Source organism: Anaerococcus tetradius ATCC 35098 (assembly GCF_000159095.1).
Lineage (GTDB): Bacteria > Bacillota > Clostridia > Tissierellales > Peptoniphilaceae > Anaerococcus > Anaerococcus tetradius.
This window is the reverse complement of sequence record NZ_GG666297.1, coordinates 101,839-120,945: the sequence shown is the minus strand read 5'-3', so window position 1 is coordinate 120,945 and position 19,107 is coordinate 101,839. Positions and strand designations below refer to the sequence as shown.

General features: G+C 34.5%; 16 protein-coding genes. 3 read left to right on the top strand and 13 right to left on the bottom strand.

The features are described from left to right. Nucleotides 1-52 precede the first annotated feature (52 nt). The 5 genes from HMPREF0077_RS05780 to HMPREF0077_RS05760 form a co-directional block, all read right to left on the bottom strand. On the bottom strand, nucleotides 53-289 hold the full coding sequence (locus HMPREF0077_RS05780; protein WP_004837047.1) for a Veg family protein: 237 nt from the start codon (nucleotides 287-289) through the stop codon (nucleotides 53-55). 91 nt (nucleotides 290-380) lie between these two features. Then, nucleotides 381-1,763 carry an aminopeptidase gene (locus HMPREF0077_RS05775; RefSeq protein WP_211204684.1) on the bottom strand — a complete coding sequence of 461 codons (1,383 nt, stop codon included), beginning with the start codon at nucleotides 1,761-1,763 and terminating at the stop codon, nucleotides 381-383. A gap of 8 nt (nucleotides 1,764-1,771) precedes the next feature. Then, a complete protein-coding gene (gene htpG, locus HMPREF0077_RS05770; RefSeq protein ID WP_004837045.1) occupies nucleotides 1,772-3,625 on the bottom strand; it encodes a molecular chaperone HtpG in 1,854 nt (617 codons plus the stop codon). Between the two features lie 67 nt (nucleotides 3,626-3,692). Next, complete coding sequence (gene trhA / locus HMPREF0077_RS05765) at nucleotides 3,693-4,343, bottom strand: PAQR family membrane homeostasis protein TrhA (protein WP_155811737.1); 651 nt, start codon at nucleotides 4,341-4,343, stop codon at nucleotides 3,693-3,695. Further along, nucleotides 4,330-4,692 (bottom strand): hypothetical protein, encoded by a 363-nt coding sequence (locus HMPREF0077_RS05760; RefSeq protein ID WP_004837043.1) that lies wholly within the window; start codon nucleotides 4,690-4,692, stop codon nucleotides 4,330-4,332. Before HMPREF0077_RS05760 ends, trhA begins: the two co-directional genes overlap by 14 nt. Before the next feature lie 100 nt (nucleotides 4,693-4,792). On the opposite strand from HMPREF0077_RS05760, the gene HMPREF0077_RS05755 reads away from it, so the two are divergent. Continuing rightward, nucleotides 4,793-5,020: a DUF1858 domain-containing protein gene (locus HMPREF0077_RS05755; RefSeq protein WP_004837042.1), complete on the top strand. Its 228-nt coding sequence runs from the start codon at nucleotides 4,793-4,795 to the stop codon at nucleotides 5,018-5,020. A 136-nt stretch (nucleotides 5,021-5,156) separates the two neighbouring features. On the opposite strand, the gene HMPREF0077_RS05750 is transcribed toward HMPREF0077_RS05755, so the two are convergent. From HMPREF0077_RS05750 to HMPREF0077_RS05730, 5 genes are all read right to left on the bottom strand, one after another. Continuing rightward, nucleotides 5,157-9,080 (bottom strand): coiled-coil domain-containing protein, encoded by a 3,924-nt coding sequence (locus HMPREF0077_RS05750; protein WP_004837041.1) that lies wholly within the window; start codon nucleotides 9,078-9,080, stop codon nucleotides 5,157-5,159. Nucleotides 9,081-9,259: 179 nt separating this feature from the next. Continuing rightward, nucleotides 9,260-10,489 (bottom strand): dicarboxylate/amino acid:cation symporter, encoded by a 1,230-nt coding sequence (locus tag HMPREF0077_RS05745; RefSeq protein WP_004837040.1) that lies wholly within the window; start codon nucleotides 10,487-10,489, stop codon nucleotides 9,260-9,262. Between the two features lie 75 nt (nucleotides 10,490-10,564). After that, complete coding sequence (locus tag HMPREF0077_RS05740; protein ID WP_004837039.1) at nucleotides 10,565-11,080, bottom strand: NUDIX hydrolase; 516 nt, start codon at nucleotides 11,078-11,080, stop codon at nucleotides 10,565-10,567. Nucleotides 11,081-11,129: 49 nt separating this feature from the next. After that, nucleotides 11,130-12,782 (bottom strand): putative manganese-dependent inorganic diphosphatase, encoded by a 1,653-nt coding sequence (locus HMPREF0077_RS05735; protein WP_004837038.1) that lies wholly within the window; start codon nucleotides 12,780-12,782, stop codon nucleotides 11,130-11,132. 9 nt (nucleotides 12,783-12,791) lie between these two features. Further along, on the bottom strand, nucleotides 12,792-14,036 hold the full coding sequence (locus HMPREF0077_RS05730) for a hemolysin family protein (RefSeq protein ID WP_040349505.1): 1,245 nt from the start codon (nucleotides 14,034-14,036) through the stop codon (nucleotides 12,792-12,794). Nucleotides 14,037-14,150: 114 nt separating this feature from the next. Between HMPREF0077_RS05730 and HMPREF0077_RS05725 the strand changes: the two genes are divergently transcribed. Both HMPREF0077_RS05725 and HMPREF0077_RS05720 read left to right on the top strand, forming a co-directional pair. After that, nucleotides 14,151-15,464, top strand: coding sequence for an NCS2 family permease (locus HMPREF0077_RS05725; protein WP_004837035.1), 1,314 nt, complete (start codon nucleotides 14,151-14,153; stop codon nucleotides 15,462-15,464). A 309-nt stretch (nucleotides 15,465-15,773) separates the two neighbouring features. Further along, a complete protein-coding gene (locus HMPREF0077_RS05720; protein ID WP_040349503.1) occupies nucleotides 15,774-16,268 on the top strand; it encodes a tryptophan transporter in 495 nt (164 codons plus the stop codon). Nucleotides 16,269-16,528: 260 nt separating this feature from the next. On the opposite strand, the gene HMPREF0077_RS05715 is transcribed toward HMPREF0077_RS05720, so the two are convergent. Genes HMPREF0077_RS05715 through HMPREF0077_RS05705 form a run of 3 tightly spaced genes read right to left on the bottom strand, consistent with a single transcriptional unit; the run spans nucleotide 16,529 to nucleotide 19,087 of the window. Further along, nucleotides 16,529-16,825 carry an MTH1187 family thiamine-binding protein gene (locus HMPREF0077_RS05715; protein ID WP_004837033.1) on the bottom strand — a complete coding sequence of 99 codons (297 nt, stop codon included), beginning with the start codon at nucleotides 16,823-16,825 and terminating at the stop codon, nucleotides 16,529-16,531. Then, nucleotides 16,826-18,100 carry a M18 family aminopeptidase gene (locus HMPREF0077_RS05710; protein ID WP_004837032.1) on the bottom strand — a complete coding sequence of 425 codons (1,275 nt, stop codon included), beginning with the start codon at nucleotides 18,098-18,100 and terminating at the stop codon, nucleotides 16,826-16,828. A 54-nt stretch (nucleotides 18,101-18,154) separates the two neighbouring features. After that, nucleotides 18,155-19,087, bottom strand: coding sequence for an alpha/beta hydrolase (locus HMPREF0077_RS05705; protein WP_004837031.1), 933 nt, complete (start codon nucleotides 19,085-19,087; stop codon nucleotides 18,155-18,157). Nucleotides 19,088-19,107: the final 20 nt, after the last annotated feature.

The following is a 19,107-nucleotide window of genomic DNA, read 5'->3' as shown; positions in this document are numbered from 1 at the left end:
ATTAAAAATAAAACAAGACTCGTAGCAAAAATTTTGCTTCCGAGTCTTGTTTTTAATCAGCTGATAGTTTTACAGTTGATGTTAGGATATCTGAGTATGTGTAAGATACTGTTCTTTCCACATCAAAATCATTGTTTACTTTTACTGTAAATACACTAGGAAAGGCATCTACTATGACTCCCGTCTTAGTTTTTGTTCTTTTCCTTCCCATATCTGCTTTGAGAATAACTTCCTTACCCACATTACTTATTACTTCATTTCTAATGTCTTGAACTGATTTATGTGCCATTTAATCATCCTCTCATTCGTTATGTTTACTATTATACTATGAATTACAAGTAATGTCAAATTAATTAATTATACGCTTGTATTAGGGCTTGTCAAATATTTTTGTAAAAAGATTTATAGGCCCTGTAAGTCTCATAAACATCGGCTTTGCTTACGAGCTCTAGGGGTGCGTGCATGGATATTACTGGCGTTCCACAATCGACTACTTGCATGCCATATTCAGCAAGAATGTAGGCAATTGTTCCTCCACCACCTTGGTCAACTTTGCCTAGTTCTCCAGTTTGCCAAATTGTTTGGCCTTTTTCGAAAGCAAGTCTTACTTCTTGGAGGTATTCTGCGTCAGCATCGTTAGATCCTCCCTTGCCTCTTGAGCCTGTGTATTTGGTAAGGGCAACACCATAACCAAGTTTTGCGGTATTATTTTCTTCTGTAGCTTCTAGGAAGTTTGGATCTTCTGCAAGGGTTACATCTGCTGATAATACTTTAGAGTTTTTCATAGCCCTCTTAAAGCTTACAAGGCTTAGGTCATTTCTAAGGTTCATTAATTCTACTACAGTGTTTTCAAAAAATTGTGAGCTCATGCCTGTTGCTCCGACAGAGCCTATTTCTTCCTTATCGACAAAGAGTCCTACTAGGGTCTTTGATGGATTTTCACATTCTAGTATTGCCCTGAGTGAAGTGTAGGCACAGACCTTATCATCATGACCATGGGCCATAATCATTGATGAGTCGAGGCCAACTACTCTTGCCTTGTTTGCAGGAACTACTTCAAATTCTGCTGTTAGGAAGTCTTCTTCTGAAATATTATATTTTTCTTCTAAGATTTTTAGGATATTTTTCTTTACTGGATTGTCTTTTTCATCTGCTAGAGGAATTGATCCAACCATGATGTTTAGTTGTTCGCCTTCTATTACGTTGCTGGCCTTTTTTTCGTTTAGGTCTTTTGATAGATGGATTAATAGCTCAGAGATGAAAAATACTGGTTCATCTTCTTTTTCACCAATTGATACGTCAATTTTTTTGCCTTCTTTGTCAAAGACAACTCCATTGAGGGCTAGGGGAATATTTACCCAATGGTATTTTTTAATTCCTCCATAGTAGTGGGTCTTTAGATAGGATATGCCCCTTGATTCGTATAAAGGAACAGGTTTTAGGTCAAGTCTTGGGCTATCTAAGTGACTTCCTATTATGCTCATTCCTTCTTCAAAGTCCTTTTCTCCAATTACAAAAAGGGCAACTGCCTTTTGCCTATTTTTGGCATAGACCTTATCTCCAGCCTTTAGGGATTTTTCCTTTATAAGTTCGTCTATATTTCTAAATCCCTTGGCTTCTGCTCTTCTTACAATTTCTTTTACTGCAAGTCTTTCTGTCTTTGACTTATCCATAAAAGCCATATAGTCTTTGGCTACTTCTTCTAGTTCATCTTTCTTAGCTTGGTCTATGTTTAGCCAAACATTTTTTCTAGCATATTCCATCTTAGCTCCTAAATTAATTTCCATATATTTTTTGTATAAGAAACAGGGTCTTCTATTTCGAGGCCTTCCATAAGTCTTGCTTGGTCTAGTAAAAGTCCAATTATCATCTTTGCCTTATCTTTATCCTTATCCAAATTTTCTATAAGTAACTTATAGGCCCTAGTTTTCTTGTTTATCTCAAGAACCTTATCTGCCTTGATACCCATAGCTTGAGGTTGATTTTTGAGAGTTTTCTCCATTTCTATAGAAACTTCTCCCCTTTGCTTGATCATTGATGGTATGTCTCCCATCTTATCAGTAAATCTAACATCGACTACATCATCTGGGGTGTTTTCTTTGGCAAAGTCTACTAATTTCTTATCACTTTCATCCTCATCAGCATTTTCATTTTCTTCTACTTGATTAATGGACTTGAAAGGAAGGTCCTTATAATCTTTTAGCATCTTTATTAAAAACTCATCAAGCTTTTCGTCTAGGAGGAGGACATCTCTGTCTTCATCTATTTGGCTTAGGACTGGTGAATTTTTGATTCTTTCAAGGCTGTCGCCAACTGCATAGAGTATATCCTCATCTGTTGATTTCATAGCTTCTTTGTATTCAGCAAGACTTATTAGCTTATCTTCTTTTCTTGAATAAAAGAGCAAGAGATCTTCCAATTCTTCCTTGTTAGCAGCAAAGGATTCATAAATTGATACCTTTAGGCTATTGCCAAATTCCTTAAAGAAGGATTCATATTTTTCTCTATCATTTTTAAGTAAATCAGCTAGAGCTTGTTTGATTTTCTTGTTGATTTGTTTAGCGATAACTCGTACTTGCCTATCTTGTTGGAGGGTCTCTCTTGAAATATTTAGGCTGATATCATCACTGTCTACAACACCCTTAACGAAAGAGAAGGCATCATCAAGTAGGTCTTCTGACCTGTCCATTATTTTAACCCCATGGGAGTAAAGCTCAAGGCCTTTTTTGTAATCCTTAGAATAAAAATCAAAAGGAGCCTTCTTTGGTATATAGAGTAGGGCCTTAAAACTTACGAGTCCTTCTACTGAAAAGTGTATCCAAGAAATTGGCTCATCAAAGCCGTAGTGGCTTTCCCTGTAGAAATTGATGTAGTCCTTATCTTCAAGCTCCGACTTATTCTTCTTCCAAATTGGCTTATTTGAGTTTAGGATGTCATAATCCTTATAGTCCTCATACTTTGGATCCTCATCGGTTGAATCTTCTGCCTTTCTTGTCTTAGTCACAAGCATCTTGATTGGGTATCTGATGTAGTTAGAATATTTTTCTACTAGATTTTTAAGCCTATATTGGTCTAAAAATTCGTCATAATCAAAATCTTCTGAGCTTTCCTTAAAATATAGCTTGATATCAGTTCCATGACCTTCTTTGCTGGCTTCTTCTATCTCATAGGAGTCAGCATTTTCTGAAGTCCACAAGTAAGCCTTATCATCTGCAAATTTCTTGGTCAAAACCTCTATCTTACTTGCTACCATGAAGGCTGAATAAAAACCTACACCGAATTGACCGATAAGATCTTTGACATCAGCATCTTCCACAGACTTCTTAAAAATCTCAGTTCCTGACTTAGCTATAGTACCCAAATTTTCGATTAGGTCTTTTTCATTCATTCCTATACCAGTATCTCTTACAATAAGGCTTCTCTCTTCCGTATTTGGGATAAGCTCTATATAATAATCAGACTTATCTGTAGAATTATCACTCTTTAAGTCTTGATAATATAACTTGTCTAGTGCATCTGAAGCATTGGAAATCAACTCTCTTAGGAAAATTTCCTTGTTTGTGTAAATGGAATTAATCATAAGATCCATGACTTTCTTAGCTTCCGCTTTAAATTCTTGTTTCATATTTCCTCCTTAGCACTCTTAATCTCTGACTGCTAATACTATACTAGCCACCTTTAGCTTTTCAATATCAAGTAAGGTAGATGAAATTAGCTAAAAACATTGCATAAGTCGCAAATATTATAAAAATATGCCAGATTGCATGATTATATTTAAGATTTTTCTTTGAATAGAAGAAAGCTCCTACACTATAAAGGATTCCCCCAGAAAATAGATAGATAAGATAAGAAGGCCCAAGTTTCTTAAAGATATCGTAGATCAAAAACAAGGATATCCAACCCATAATTATGTAAATTATCATAGACGCCTTACTTATTTTTTCTTCTTTTCCAATGGCAAAGGCAATAATATTCATTATGATCCCAGCTATGGCAAGAATCCAAACCAAAATGAAAATCACAACTCCAAACAAGGAATTAACTGCCAAAAGAATTATCGGTGTATAGGAACCAGCTATGGTTAAATAGATTACCCCATGGTCAATAGCCCTAAAAATCAGACGTGCCGTTGGATTAGTCATCGAATGATAAAGACTTGATGCCAAAAACATGATCGCTATTGCAGAAAAATATACCGACCATGCCAAAACCATCATACTTTCCCCTTCTCTTGCTTTAGAAACAATTATTGGTATAAAGAGCAAAAGGCTCAGGATAAATCCAATACCATGGCTTATTATATTTATTCTTTCTTCTGTTTTTGAATAATTAACTGTTCTCACTATTATTTTCCTCATTTGCCATAAGCTTAGTCTTTTCAAAAATTTTGTGCTGAATTTTTTTTCTCTCATCTATCAAGATATCCTTTTGTATCCTTATGTTCTTCCTAGTATTTATCGTAAATACCACCAAGGTAAGGGCGAATAAAACCATAAATATCCCTATTCTTTGGCTATCTGTAAGAGAAAATTTAAAACTAAGAGCAAAAACAAGCAAAGATATAAATAAGGGAATCGCAAAGATTTTCCAAAAAGGGATAGACTTATTAATTCCTTCTATCTCCTTATTTATTTTTAGCAATTTATTTCTATCTTCCATTATTTCATCTAATATTTTTTCTTGATTTTTCATATATCCTCCTGTATATATTATATAATAAAACAATCCCTAGTAAACTGCTTTGAATACATAAATTTTTATAGTAAAATAATACTAACAAGGAGGTCTATCTATGGCTTTAGAAGAAAACAAAACAACAGACACAACTGCTAAGAAGAAAATTACTCGTGATATGATTATAGGCGAGATAATCCAAATAAAACCAGAAGCTATCAACACACTCTTGATGGCAGGTATGGGTTGTATAGCTTGTCCATCTTCCCTATACGAAAGCTTAGAGGAAGCTTGTATGGTGCATGGAATGGACTGCGACTACCTACTAGCAGAACTCAATAAATAAAATTTCCATCGGCTAAGGCTGATGGTTTTTTTATTTATCAGACAAAAGCCATTATTTACATAGCCGATTTTTTTCAAAAAAAGTATCAACCCTCATTCCTTTATCAGGATTTAGGTTGATACTAACAATTAATAATTTACTTTTCCATAAGGATAAAGTTGGCTCTTTCTATTAATTTTCTTGCCTTTACTAGGTAAGCTCTCAATTTCTCTGCTGAATTTTTAACTATATTTGGATATTCATTTAAAAGTTTTTCAATAGCTTTACTATTGACACTTAGCTCATCCCTTGCTATAGCAAGTTTTCCTAGACTTACTTTTCTTTCGTCTGCTTGCTTGCTCTTGATATTTTCAATTATCTTAGATGTGATTTTTACAAATTCTTCACTAGAAAGATTTCTTCCTTCTAGGCTATAGTATTTGCCATTTATCATAAAGTTAGCTCTTAGATAGCTTCTTTTATCTTTAGAAAGAACAACTTCTACACCCTTAATATTTGTTGTAAATAAATCTTTGAATAGATTCTCTATATACTTATCATCTTTAAAAATTGAAAGTCTTAGGTCTTTATTAGAATTTAGCTTATTTTTAAAGATAGCTTCTATGAAAGATAGCTCGTGATTATCAGCTTTTACTAAGAGTTTTCCTATGCTTTCTCTGTTGTAATATTCGAGTCCGTCAAAGATTTTTTCGATAGATTTGTCATCTTTTCTTTCATAGCTTATAACTTTTTCGTAGAATTTACCTTCCTCTTTTCTAATGTCATTAAAGAGATAATCATTTTTTATTTCAAAGAGGGCATCTTCTAGCTCTTCATACTTTTTATCACTCGTTTTTTCTTTTGACTCTTTTAGAATAATACTAGAAAAATCCCTTTCATTTTTCTTAAATTCATCTAATTTTGCCTTGGCTTTATTATAGGATTCTAAGTCTTTTTCATAGACTTTTTTAGCCTCTTCTAAATTAGCTTTCAATTCTTCACCCTTAGCCACAAGTTTTTCAAGCCTTTTTTGGTCATCCTTTACTTCTTCTTCTAGATTTTGCTTTTTCTTATAAAGCTTACTTAATTCCAAGTTATCCTTAAAGCTTTTCTCATCAGCAAGGTCGATTTTTTTCAAGCTTTCAAGCTTAGCCTTAGCTTCACTTATTTCTTTAACAAGGGCTTTTTCTTCTTTATCTATAAGTTTCTTTGCCTCTAATAAATTTTTATTGCTATTTTCTAAGTCAGCAATTGTTTGACCTTTCTCCTCGATTTCTTTTTCAAAATTTGTTGTTTTCTCTTTAGTTACTTTAAGTTTTGCCAATGATTCTTCCTTGGCCTTCTTTTCTTCAATTTTCTTTGACAAATCTTCTTTAGTTTTTTCTAAATCACTAGCAAGGGCAGTCTTCTCATCTTCTAGAGCTTTCTTATCATCTTCAATTTGCTTGATATTTTCTTCTAAGCCTTTCTTTTGATCCTTAGCCTTATTCAAGCTTTCGTTTTTTTCTTTAATAGAAGCTTCTAAAGATTTAATTTCTTCATTAAGCCTTACTCTTTTTTCATCTTCAGTCCTTAACTTTGTTTTTTTATCTTCAAGGTCTTTTTCTAAAGAACTTTTGCTTTCTTTAAGATCAGCTAGACTTTTATTTTTCTCTTCTAGTGTTCTTTCATTTTCTTTAATAGCCTTTTCAATTTCTTCTGGTTTGCTATTATAGTCGCTATTTGAACTTCTGATATTTTTAATTTCTTTTTCTAAGCCTTTTATAGCCTCGCTTAGTTCTTCGATCTTTTTAGTATTTTTTTCTTTTTTTAGCTTATCTTCTTTAATTTTATCTTTATTTTGACCTATAGCCTGATTAAGTGTTGATAAAGCATTTTCTTTATCCTTAATATAATCTTCTTTAGCCTTGAGTTCTTTTTCCTTACTAGCTAAACTATCCTTACGGGTTTCCAAATCAGTTTTAAAAGTTAGAATTTCCTTTTCTAGATTTTCAATAGCTTTTTTGTCTTCATCTTTAATACCTACATTGCCTTCAATCTTATCTTGAAGATCCTTACAATAAGCGTTAAATTTATTCCTATATTCTTCTACCGAATAAATCTTAGAATGTCTTTCTTGATCAGTTCTCGCATTTAGGACTAGGGAGTGTACTTGGGCTGGAGTAGATGTTCTATCCTTGAATAGATCTGATGGTCTTATAGCATAACCTGCAACTGTTGAGTCCTTGTGAGTAAAGTCTTTTGGCCACATCAAGTCATCAACTAAGTTTGTGTAGTGACCCAATTGAAATTCAGTAAAGCCATATTTTTTTAACTCTTCTTTCAAGCCTAAATTTTCATCTAATGCTTTTTCCATTTCGGATCTGGACTTGTATCCCTTTTCTCTAAGCTTATCAAATAATTCTTTTTCACTATACCAGCCCTCTAAAGCCTTTCTTGCTGTGTTATTTGTTGCCCAAGATAAGTTTTCAAAAGGTGGATTATATTGGCTAGCATGACCCATATAACCTTGAGAATAGTTGGCATTAGCTTGAGCTACAGCCATTTCAAAATCTGAAATACCTACTATAGAAAGTTTTCTTCTATCAATGCCACCTTTTTCCTGTCTTATCCTATTTACTTCATCAATAGCATCTATTGATTCTTTCATTCTTTCAAGGCTTCTAGAATCATCAGCAGTCATTTCTTTATTAGCTTCTAGATATAAAGCAGAATTTTTCCCAGTGCCATGGAATTTATCATGAGGAACTTCTTTTGTAAATACGTCAAGAGCATCCTGAGATCCATTTGCTTCAAAAAATCCTACTGAACCCTTATCCCATTGTTTTTGGGCTTCTGCCTTTATTTTCTCAACATCATTTTTAGCCTTTAACTTAGATAATTCATCTTCTTTTTCCTTAAGGCTAGACTCTTTAGTAGAAACATCTTCCCTTATCTTGCTAATTTCTGTATCTTTTTGACTTTTTTCTGCCTTTAGTCCGTCAAGCTCTCTTTGTTTTTTAGCTTTCTCTTCTTCTTGTACTTCTACTTTTTCATTAAGCCCAGCAATCTCTCCATCGATAGCCTTGTTTGTTTCTTCTATTTTAGCCTTTTCTTGATTTTTCGATTTTTTTTCGCCTTCAAGAGTCTTAATCTTATCAGAGTCCTTATTGGTTTTATCTAGTTTATTTAAGTCATCTTTTTGCTTATTAATTTCTTCTTCTAATTGGACTTTTTCATCATTAAGTTTTTTTATCTCTTCTTCTTTAAGCTTTAGCTCTTTTTCCAGACCTTCTATTTCTTCACTTAGCTTTTTATAGGCATCGCTTTCAGGATCAAGTCCTTTTAGAGCTTCTTTTTTTTCTTGCAAAAGTTGCTTATTGTCTGCTAATTCTTTATCCAAGCCTTTTATTTCAGCTTCTTTCTCATTTAGCTTATCTCTTTCTTTTTTTCTTGCACTTTCTTTTTCATCTATGGCCTTTTCTTTAGCTTCTAATAAAGTTTCCTTCTCATCAAGATTCTTTTTAGCTTGAGCTTCTTTCTCTTTTGCTGAATTTACTTCACTTTCAGCCTTATTGAACTCTTCAAGATAAGTAGGATTATTAGCCTTTTCATCTGCTAAATTTTTCTCAGCATTTTCTTTTTGAGTCTTTGTTGTTTCGATTTTTTCATTATTTTGGGCTATTTCTACATCTTTTGCTTGAAAGTCTTTTTCAAGCTTTTCTTTTTTTCCTTCACCAAGCTTTATTTTTTCTTCTTCTTCATCTTTTTGTTTTCTTAAGCTATCTTTCATTTGCTCATTAGAAGTTTCAATTTTGTTATTTTTATCTTTTATTTCATCTTCTAGCTTCTCAATAGCCTTATCATTATTTTGCTGATCTTCCTTGCTGTATTGGTAATTTTTTTCACTAGTTTCTAGTTTAGATTTGACTTTTTCATAGTCTGCCTTAGCCTCGGCTTCAGTCATATTTCCTTTTTGAGACTGTTCTTTTTCATTTGAAACATTTTCGTCCTGGGCATAAATATCTATTGGATTTAAGGCAAGTAGGCTAGTAGAAAGAGCCATTATCAAAGCCATTTTCCCTATGTTTTTTCTCTTCATCTTTACTCCTTTTTATACTTTAATATATTAGTAAGCTTTATCCAAATATATTATATTAAACTTCTGATAACAAAGCAATAAGATTAATTTTCTTTGAGCTTTAATTTGTCATAAGAAAACCCCTAAATCCAAATTCTTGATTTAGGGGCTCATGTTAAATTCTTTGCAGTTTTCTACTTTTATGCGATTTTACCCTTTTTTCTAAGCCTATAAGTATTTATAACAGCTGCTGTTGCATCTCCTGTTATATTTAGGGTTGTTCTTCCCATATCAAATATCCTGTCTATTCCGGCTACTAGGGCTATTCCTTCAACTGGAAGTCCTACTGATTGTAGAACCATGGCAAGCATTATCATACCACTTCCTGGGACTCCTGCTGTTCCTATTGAAGCAAGAGTTGCTGTTAAGACTATGGTTAGCATTTGACCAAGACTTAGGTCGATTCCGTAGCAAGATGCTATAAAGATAGCGCAGACACCTTGATAGATTGCAGTACCATCCATATTGATCGTCGCTCCTAGGGGAAGGACAAAGCTTGTTACATCATAATCTGCTCCTAGTTCCTTGCAACATTTGATATTAATTGGCAAGGTTCCTACTGATGAAGCTGATGAGAAGGCGAACATTATAGCTGGCGACATTTTTTTGAAAAATTCTAGGGGACTAATCTTAGCTAAAAGCTTTACAGTTGTTGAATAAACAACTAGGGCGTGGATTAGGTAGGCAAGATAAGCTACAAGAAGGACTGAGGCTAGAGAGCCTATGATTTTTGGTCCATTTGATGCTATAACAGGAACTAAGAGACAGAAGACTCCTAGGGGAGATAGCTCGATTATTAATTCCATAGCCTTCATAAATATTGCATTAAGAACTTCTATTGCATCAATTGCCTTATCCTGTTTAATCTTATCTATTAATAAAATAGAAATTCCTACTACAAGGGAGGCTACAATAATTTGGAGCATATTGGCCTCAACCATTGGGGCTAGGAAGTTCTTAGGGAAAATATTTACTAGGGTATCCATGAAAGATACCTTAGCTTGGACTTCAAACTTCAAGTTTGTTGTTGCAATTATTGGAAATATATTTTTAAATATTCTAGCAGAGCCTAGACCAATAATTAAAGCACAAGCAGTGGTTAGGAAATAATAAATAATGGTAAATATTCCAACTTCACCGACTTTTCTAATGTCTTTCATGGAGACTATTCCTCCTATAATTGAGAAAAATACTATAGGTGTTACTATGAATTTGATTAGATTAAGAAATATATCTCCAAATGGCTTTATGTATGAATTTAGAAAGCCAGAGTGATTTTGCATTAATAAGCCGATAACGATAGCTAAAACAAGTGCTATCAAAATATTTCGAGTTAACGACGATTTTTTTACTACTTTATTTTCTTCCATAAATTCTCCTTATCTTTTATACTATAACACAAAGAAAAACTTCTTTGCAATTAAAAGCTAAATTATTTTCTAATACTATATCTCTACTATCCTATAATCACAATTTAAGTCAAAGAGAAGTTTTATGAAGTTTTTCTTATATTTTACAAATTTTTCTTTTTGGATTAAGTCCATCACTTCCTCATAACTTGCCCATCTAGCAGCTTCCACTTCCTCTTTTTGAAGCTTGAGCTTTCTAGGGTCGACATCCTCTCTAATTAGGTAGAAATCATCAAAGCCATGTTGAAAATTGGCTGTAAGAATTGGTCTTTTCTTTGAAAAATCTAAATTGATACCCAGCTCTTCTCCTAATTCTCTTTCTATTGCCTCTTTACTAGATTCTCCAGCCTTCGCAGCCCCTCCACAAGTTATATCCCAAAGTCCTCCCATGGATTTGCTTTTTTGCCTTTGTTGGATAAGTAGCCTCCCACTATCGTCAAATATACACAAGTGAACAATTAGCCTATAAGTGCCTTCTGGCATGACATCTCCTCTTATGTAAGTCTTTCCAGTCCTTATCCTATTTTCATCATACAAATCTAATTCTTCCATTATTGCCCCCAAAAAAGGCCCTTGTAAAATATTACAAAAGCCTTCTATCTTATTTATCTGCTATAACTGCTGCTGTAATTCTTGGAATTACTTGTTTCTTCCTACTTAAAACCCCCGGTGCGTTGATAGTGCCCTTTTCTGTTAGCTCTCCAAATTCCTCTTTTATGGATTCAAAATGATCACCTACTACCAAGAGTTCACTTCTTTCATTGAAGATATCTGTTAGGACTAGAACAAAGGTTGATTCGTTCTTTGCCTTAATTTTTTTATCCATCAAATCTTTTAGGTCTTCCATTATTGGAATAAGCTCTTCTGGATTCATAGTCATTACTTGACCTACCCTAAAGTCCTCTCCTGCTATATTAAAGGTTTTTACATCGCCTTCAACCAAATCTCCTGCAGATTTCCCCTTTAGAGATGTAGCAGCCCTAAACATCTTATCAGCAAAGGCTTCTGGGTTTAAGTCAGCAATCTTACTCATCCTATCGAGGATTCTCCTATCTGTTTCGGTTGTAGTTGGAGATCTAAACAAAAGAGTGTCGGATATCATAGCTGCACAAAGAATACCTGCTATTTGCTTGCTTGGTCTAATACCACTTTCTAGATACATCTCAGAAATAATTGTTGCAGTAGAACCTACTGGCTCTGCCCTAAAAAACACAGGGCCTGTTGTAAGGATATTAGCGACCCTATGATGGTCTATGATTTCTTGAATTTCTGCTTCTTCTATATCATCAATTGATTGATTTCTCTCGTTGTGATCGACTAGGATAAGTTTTTTCTTGGCAGAAGAAATCAAATGATACCTTGAAACAGAGCCGACTATCCTTTCTGATGAATCAACAACTGGATAGGACCTAAATCTAGACTTGGCCATGGCATCCCTTACTGTATCCAAATTATCTTCAGTAGTAAAATAAATCAAATTTTCCTTAGTCATAACATGGCTAACAGGAATTGTCATAGGAAGTAGCCTTGCTGTCATAAAGGAATTGTATTCGGTTGAAAGAACTGTAACCTTGTTTTTCTTGGCAAGTTCAATCATATCTTCTGTCATAAAAGCCCCATGGGTAAGGATTAAGAGCCCAATTTTTTTATTTAGGAGATATTCATAATAGTCATCCCTATTTCCTGAAATAACTATATCACCTTCCACAAAAATATCCTCTAGGTTAGCCCCTTTGTCATCATTCATAGCAAAGACTGTCATCTTACCATCATAGGCACGAGGATCATCTGGTAGATAGATTATCCTTGCAGCTAAAACGTCAATGATATTATCAATTGGAGTCTTGCTACGGCCTAGGATTTTATCATCCCACACATCCATATAGGCACGGGTGATATTCGATAAGGAAGCTATGCCAACGATTTTGCCATCAGCATCTACAACCGATAAGGAATTGGCATCACCCTTTTGGAAGATATCCCAAGCAGACCTTATGGCTATAGAAGGATCAATTATATTTCCTGTATCTATGTCCAAATCCTTAACCTGCAATTTGATTGATTCTTTAAGCCTTGGAGGCTCAAGCCCAAAATAATCGAGGACAAACTTACTTTCTGGGTTAAGCTTGCCCAGCCTAATCGGAATAGCTTTTACTTCGCCTAGCCTATTTTTCAAATCAGCGTAGGCAATGGCACTCATTATGGAGTCCGTATCTGGATTCTTGTGTCCTGTGATGTAAACTACTTCTTTCATCTTTACTCCTTATAGAAAATTCACTTTAAGCATTTCAATCTTGTACCTGTCCACCTGCAAAACCATGATGTTTATATTTCCTACCCTTACACTATCGCCTTGCTTAGGGATTCTCGAAAGCTTATCTATTACAAAGCCCCCTATCGAATCGTTTTTTATTTCCTCAAGGTCAGTGTCAAAATAATCATTGAAGTCATTCAAATGAATAGAAGGATTTACTAGATATTCCTTATCATTAATCTTATAAATCGTTTCATAGGCTGAATCATACTCATCGTCAATTTCTCCAACCAGCTCTTCTACTATATCTTCGATAGTTACAAGACCACTTGTTCCTCCATACTCATCAATAACTATAGCAAGGGATAGATTTTCCCCTCTCATGGTCGTAAAAAGATCAAAAATGTGCATATTATCATAGACATAAAAGGCAGGTCTAATAACATCTGCTATATTAAGATCCTTGTCTTGGGCCAAATGGCTAACAAGATCTTTCATATGTAAGATACCCAAAATATTGTCTATATTTTTGCCATAAACTGGAATTCTCGAATGATTTGAAATTTTAAGGAAATTCTTTAACTCTTCTAGTGGCATATCTACAGATATAGCCTCCATATTGGTTCTAGCTGTCATAATGTCTGATACATCAGAATTACCAAATTCGAAAACGTTATTAATCATCTCACTTTCTTCGTTATTGATTACTCCTTGTTCCTCGGAAACATCGACTATAGTCTTTAGGTCTTCCTCAGTAACCCTATCACTTCCGACATTTTCTGTAACGAAGATTCTGCTTATGAAATTTGTAATAAGACCGAGCACAAAAGATAGGGGTGTTAGGATGATATTAAAAAACCTAATTGCCTTTGCAACCTTTATGGCGAGCTTTTCGGAATTAGCTGCAGCTATATTCTTGGGTGTTACTTCTCCAAAAATCAGAACAACTATGGTTAAAACAATAGGTGATATTACCGCCCCCTTTGCCCCAAACACATCAGTAAAAAACACTGTCGCAATAGTTGTCGTTACTATATTTACAATATTATTTCCTATAAGGATTGTAGTAAGGACCTTGCTGATGTTGGTGATTAATTTTTTTAGTATACTGGAGTTTTTCACCCCATTTTTTTCCATTTGTCTAACTTTAAATGTATTAATGCTAGTTAGAGCTGTTTCTGATGATGAAAAGAAGGCAGAAAAAATAATGCCCAAGATTATCAAAATCAGCTGTATTATATTTTTAGTCGTCAAAACTTCCTCCTATGACTATTATAATGTAGATTTTAATAAATTAAAAGAGAAGATGTATCTTTTATAAAATTGGGGTATATATTTAAATGAGAAAAGTAATAAAGGAGGAAAAAAATGACAGGAAGTTCTTTTTTCGAAAAAGCTTTTAAATTACAAAAGCACAAGACAGACACCAAAACAGAGATTATGGCTGGTATTACTACTTTCATGACCATGTCATATATCCTAGCAGTTAATCCTCAAATTCTTTCAGAAGCTGGTATGGATTACGGTGCAGTATTTACCGGAACAATCATAGCAAGTGTTATAGCCATGTTAATGATGGCCTTTTATGCTAATCTTCCATTCGCTCTTTCAGCAGGTATGGGACTTAACGCATTTTTTACATACACAGTTGTTATGCAAATGGGTAAGCCTTGGCAATATGCTCTAACAGCAGTATTTTTTGAAGGTATTATCTTTATGTTGTTGTCACTAGTAGGTGTTAGAGAAGCAATTTTTAACTCTATTCCTATCAATCTAAAAAAAGCAGTTTCAGTTGGTATTGGTTTATTTATAGCAGAAATAGGTTTAATTAATGCAGGTGTTATCAAATTAGGACAAATTTCCCTATCCCTAGGTGAATTGACTAGTGCTAATTGCTTTATATTTTTCTTTGCTCTTATCATAATGGTAATTCTTACAGCAAGAAAGATTAAGGGAGCCTTACTTTGGGGCATACTCATCTCTACTATCCTATCTCTAATTTTGGGAGTTACACACTTTCCTGATTCTCACATAGTTTCCTTGCCACCATCAATTAAGCCAGTATTTTTCAAACTAGACTTTTCAAATATATTCTCTTTTGAAATGTTCTCAGTCCTCTTCTCCTTCTTGTTCGTAGATATCTTCGATACTCTAGGAACCCTTACAGGAGTTGCAACTAAGGCTAAGATGCTTGATGAAAATGGAAATCTTCCAGAAATCAAAAAAGCCCTCCTAGCTGATGCCGTTGGCACAACTTGTGGAGCTGTCCTTGGAACAAGTACAGTAACAACCTTTGTAGAATCATCATCAGGAGTTGCTGAAGGTGGTAGAACAGGTCTTACAGCTCTTGCTACAGCAGGATGCTTTGTAATTTCAGCCTTCTTCTTCCCAATCTTTTCAATAATTCCATCAGCTGCTACAGCAGCAGCCCTAGTTACAGTTGGATTATTTATGATTACTACAGTTGCGGAAATAGACTTTTCTGATATTTCAGAAGCCTTCCCAGCTTTTATGACCATCTTAATGATGCCACTAACTTATTCAATAGCAGAAGGTATTTCCTTCGGTATGATTTCTTATGCAGTAATCAAGTTATTTACAGGCAAGGGCAAGGAGGTATCTCCTCTAATTTACGTCCTAGCTGTAATATTTATCCTAAGATATTTAGGACCACTTTTCTAAAAAAACTTGACAAAAGATAAAAAAGGATTTATATTTATACTATAGTAAAAATAATCGTAGATAGAAGTAGTAAGAAGATTAACTATCCTACAGAAAGGAAATGGTTGATGAAAATTTCTGGATGTTAACTTGTGAATGGATCTATCAGATCAAAGGTGAATTCTAGTAGCCGGCGGGTATTCCCACCTTATAGGGATAGGATATGTATGTATCTAAAGATGTCTTTTAGACAAAAGGGATGGCACCGTGGGCTTTGGCTCGCTCCTATATGGAGCGGGCTTTTTTGTTTTTAAAAATAAGGAGGAAATTATGAAAACTAGAAACTTAACCCTATCAGCAATCTTTATGGCACTTGGACTTGTAATGCACTTTATGGTACCACCAATTTTTGGCGGCATTAAACCAGACTTTCTCTTATCAATGATGTTTATATCACTTATAATATCAGAAGATATCAAAGAAGCTATCTTGGTCGGCCTATGTGGAGGCGTTATGAGTGCCCTTACAACTAACTTTCCTGGAGGACAAATTCCAAATCTTGTGGAAAAGATGATAGTATCCCTTGTAGTTTTTTATATTCTAAAAAGAACTGGCAGGAACTTAACAAAGTTACAAACTGTATTTATCTTTGCCCTAGGAACTTTGATTAGTGGAGTTACTTTCTTGACCATAGCTCTTGGCATAACTAAACAATTAAATCTCTTCATTCCATCTATGCCAGTAGTCTTAGTAGCTATGGTTGTAAATTCAATATTCGGTCTAATCCTAATGAATGCTTATAGTAAAATCCAAAAGATGATTTGAAGAGAATAAGAGGTCCTAAGAAAAAAAATCTTACGACCTCTTTTGTATTGAATAAAACACAAAGGGGCTGTTGCAGAATGAATAAATCGTCCCAATATCATTAGAATAACCTCCACGGAAAGTCTCACCTTGCCGACGGGCTAATAGCCTCCATCAGCCGGCAGGCACTAATATGCCCACCGGCAAGGAGAGGTAAAATTTCCTAAGAGAACCTTCTAATGATGGGACGATGATTATTCATAATTTTGCAACAGCCCCTCTTATAATTTATCTTCAACTGATTTAATTTTTTGCTCCATGCTTGCTTTCTTATCTCTCCTATCATCCATCTTGATAACAGAATAGACCCTATCTGCCCCCTTGGCAAAGACAGATTCTTGCATTTTTCTTATAACTTCTAGGGCCCTATCAGCATCAGCTTCTATAACTGTTCCCATTGGGTTTAATTTATACTTTACTCCTTCTGCCATAAGGATTTTCTCAGCTTCTGCTACATACTTGCTAACTGATGTTTCCTTTGTGCCTATTGGTATTAGGCAAACTTCTACTACTGCCATTTAGTCCTCCTCGTAAAATCTTTTATATATTTCATAAGCATCCTTGTGATCATTTATTCCACCAAGCTCTCTTATGGAGTGCATGGCAAGGATTGGCTCGCCAACATCTATACTTTTAATTCCTATAGTTGAAGAAGCGATTGGTCCTATAGTTGAACCTCCCTGCTTATCATTTCTATTGTGGAAAGTTTGGATATTTAGTCCCAAATCTCTTCCTATTTTAAGGATTCTCGCCTTAGTTTCTACGCTTGAAGTATAGGCTCCATTGGCTGCAAGCTTAATAACAAGACCCCCATTCATCCTAACCTCATTAGTTGGATCAGAAAAGCCTTTAAAGTTTGGATGGATTGCATGGGCTTGGTCAGCGCTTATTAGATAAGAATTTTCTATTGCTATATAGTAATCTTCCTCAGAAAGGCCTATCGCAAGGATTAATCTCTTTAAGCAATCCTTTAAGAAAGGAGAAAAGGCTCCCGTCCTTGACCTTGAACCGATTTCTTCATTATCATTTAAAATCAAACAATTAGCCTTTTTGCTTTGGGCATCAACAAAGGCTCTTAAAGAAGCGTGAACGGATCCTAGATTGTCAATCCTTCCTATTTGGTACATATCGTTGATTATTGCTCCCTTTTGCCTATCATAAAGAGCAAGGTCGTAGTCGATTATATCAGCTGCCTTAACCCCAATCTCTTCTGCAAGAAGCTTTTGTATAAAGCCATCTGCCTCAGCCCTATCCTTTATAGTTTTTACTAGAGGATAGAGGTTTTCTTGGGGATTTATAACAAAATCCTTATTGACAGCCCTATTCATATGAATTGCTGCATTTGGTATAGTCAGTAAATCCCTATCAATATTAACAAGGGCCTCTTCAATACTTCCTTCCCTTTCAAAAAGAACTTTACCAGCAAGGGAAAGGGTTCTATCAAGCCAAGTAGAATAAATCATTCCTCCATAGACTTCTACATTTAGCTTTAGATAACCTGCATCTGTCATCTCTGCCTTTGACTTTAATTTGAAACAAGGGGATTCTGTATGAGAACCTATTATATCAAAGCCCCTTGTCAAATCTTCTCCCAAGTCCACAGCAAAAAGAGCAGTCCCATCACGAACTACAAAATATTTGCCCTTAGCTTTTATATCCCACTTTTCATTTTCTTTAAGCTCTACAAAGCCCCTTTTCCTTAAAATATCTGTCGCATTTTTTACAGCAAAATAAGAAACAGGACTTGCATCAATAAAATTTATTAAATCTTTACAAAATTCTAAATTATTCATAGTATTATCATACCCAAAAATATTTATACTTCATTATAGGAAAATTTCAGTTTACTAATATTTTCCTAGGAAATCCCCTACAACTTTCCTAAAGCCTTTTGGGTCTTCTTCAGAAAATTTAGTGTGGGCGAAGTTCTCTCCTGTGTAAATTTCTCTCTTATCAGATTTTATGCTTTTATAAATATCTTCTCCCATATGAACTGGAGTTATATTATCAGCCTTTGAGTTTATTATGAGAGTTGGACAATCTACTTCTTTTGCCCACTTCGTGGCATCTATATCTTTTAGAGTAAAGCCTAATTTCATCTTAAGAAAGATATTTCCGCAAAATTTCATAAAATCAACTGGAATTTTCTTATCCTTTTCTATCTTTAAAAAGTTTTCATCGGCAATCTCATTGCTATCAGCTACTGGACAATCTAAGATTAGATAGTCAATGTCTGAATCATCTCTTCCACAAGCGATAAGGGAAGTTGACCCACCGTAAGATTCACCGTACAAAATAAGCTTTCTGGCATTTTCCTTTGCTTTGGCAAAATTAATAACATCAAGAGTGTCAAAGGACTCCAAAATCCCAAAGGTATTATATTTAGCCTCATTATCCCCTGAGTTTCTCTGATCGTAGATTAAAAGAGAAAAGCCTAAATCATAAAAAATCTGCCCTTGCCTATAAAGGGAATATTTGCTCCCACCCAAACCATGGACCATTACGCAAGTCCCCTTAGATTTTGGATTATTTACAAAAATAGCAGGGATATCATGCTCGTCTTTGCTCGATTTTATCTTGATTTCTTCTATATCCTTATCTTTGGCAAACTCATCATACTTATCCTTATAGAGGCTGATATTTTTTATAGTATCCTCCCTACTAATAAGATTAGTAAGGCCATTAAAGGTCGCACTGCCAATAAAGATCCCCATGGCTAAGGCTAAAATAATAAAAAGAGCTAATACTGCTCCAACAACAAGCTTAATTTTCTTCTTCATGATCTCCTCCTTTACTTTAT

Bases quoted from the DNA above. Each gene is read 5' to 3' on its own strand.
- HMPREF0077_RS05780 (WP_004837047.1), bottom strand. From the start codon at position 289: ATGGCACATAAATCAGTTCAAGACATTAGAAATGAAGTAATAAGTAAT.
- HMPREF0077_RS05775 (WP_211204684.1), bottom strand. From the start codon at position 1,763: ATGGAATATGCTAGAAAAAATGTTTGGCTAAACATAGACCAAGCTAAG.
- htpG (WP_004837045.1), bottom strand. From the start codon at position 3,625: ATGAAACAAGAATTTAAAGCGGAAGCTAAGAAAGTCATGGATCTTATG.
- HMPREF0077_RS05760 (WP_004837043.1), bottom strand. From the start codon at position 4,692: ATGAAAAATCAAGAAAAAATATTAGATGAAATAATGGAAGATAGAAAT.
- HMPREF0077_RS05755 (WP_004837042.1), top strand. From the start codon at position 4,793: ATGGCTTTAGAAGAAAACAAAACAACAGACACAACTGCTAAGAAGAAA.
- HMPREF0077_RS05750 (WP_004837041.1), bottom strand. From the start codon at position 9,080: ATGAAGAGAAAAAACATAGGGAAAATGGCTTTGATAATGGCTCTTTCT.
- HMPREF0077_RS05745 (WP_004837040.1), bottom strand. From the start codon at position 10,489: ATGGAAGAAAATAAAGTAGTAAAAAAATCGTCGTTAACTCGAAATATT.
- HMPREF0077_RS05740 (WP_004837039.1), bottom strand. From the start codon at position 11,080: ATGGAAGAATTAGATTTGTATGATGAAAATAGGATAAGGACTGGAAAG.
- HMPREF0077_RS05735 (WP_004837038.1), bottom strand. From the start codon at position 12,782: ATGAAAGAAGTAGTTTACATCACAGGACACAAGAATCCAGATACGGAC.
- HMPREF0077_RS05725 (WP_004837035.1), top strand. From the start codon at position 14,151: ATGACAGGAAGTTCTTTTTTCGAAAAAGCTTTTAAATTACAAAAGCAC.
- HMPREF0077_RS05720 (WP_040349503.1), top strand. From the start codon at position 15,774: ATGAAAACTAGAAACTTAACCCTATCAGCAATCTTTATGGCACTTGGA.
- HMPREF0077_RS05715 (WP_004837033.1), bottom strand. From the start codon at position 16,825: ATGGCAGTAGTAGAAGTTTGCCTAATACCAATAGGCACAAAGGAAACA.
- HMPREF0077_RS05710 (WP_004837032.1), bottom strand. From the start codon at position 18,100: ATGAATAATTTAGAATTTTGTAAAGATTTAATAAATTTTATTGATGCA.
- HMPREF0077_RS05705 (WP_004837031.1), bottom strand. From the start codon at position 19,087: ATGAAGAAGAAAATTAAGCTTGTTGTTGGAGCAGTATTAGCTCTTTTT.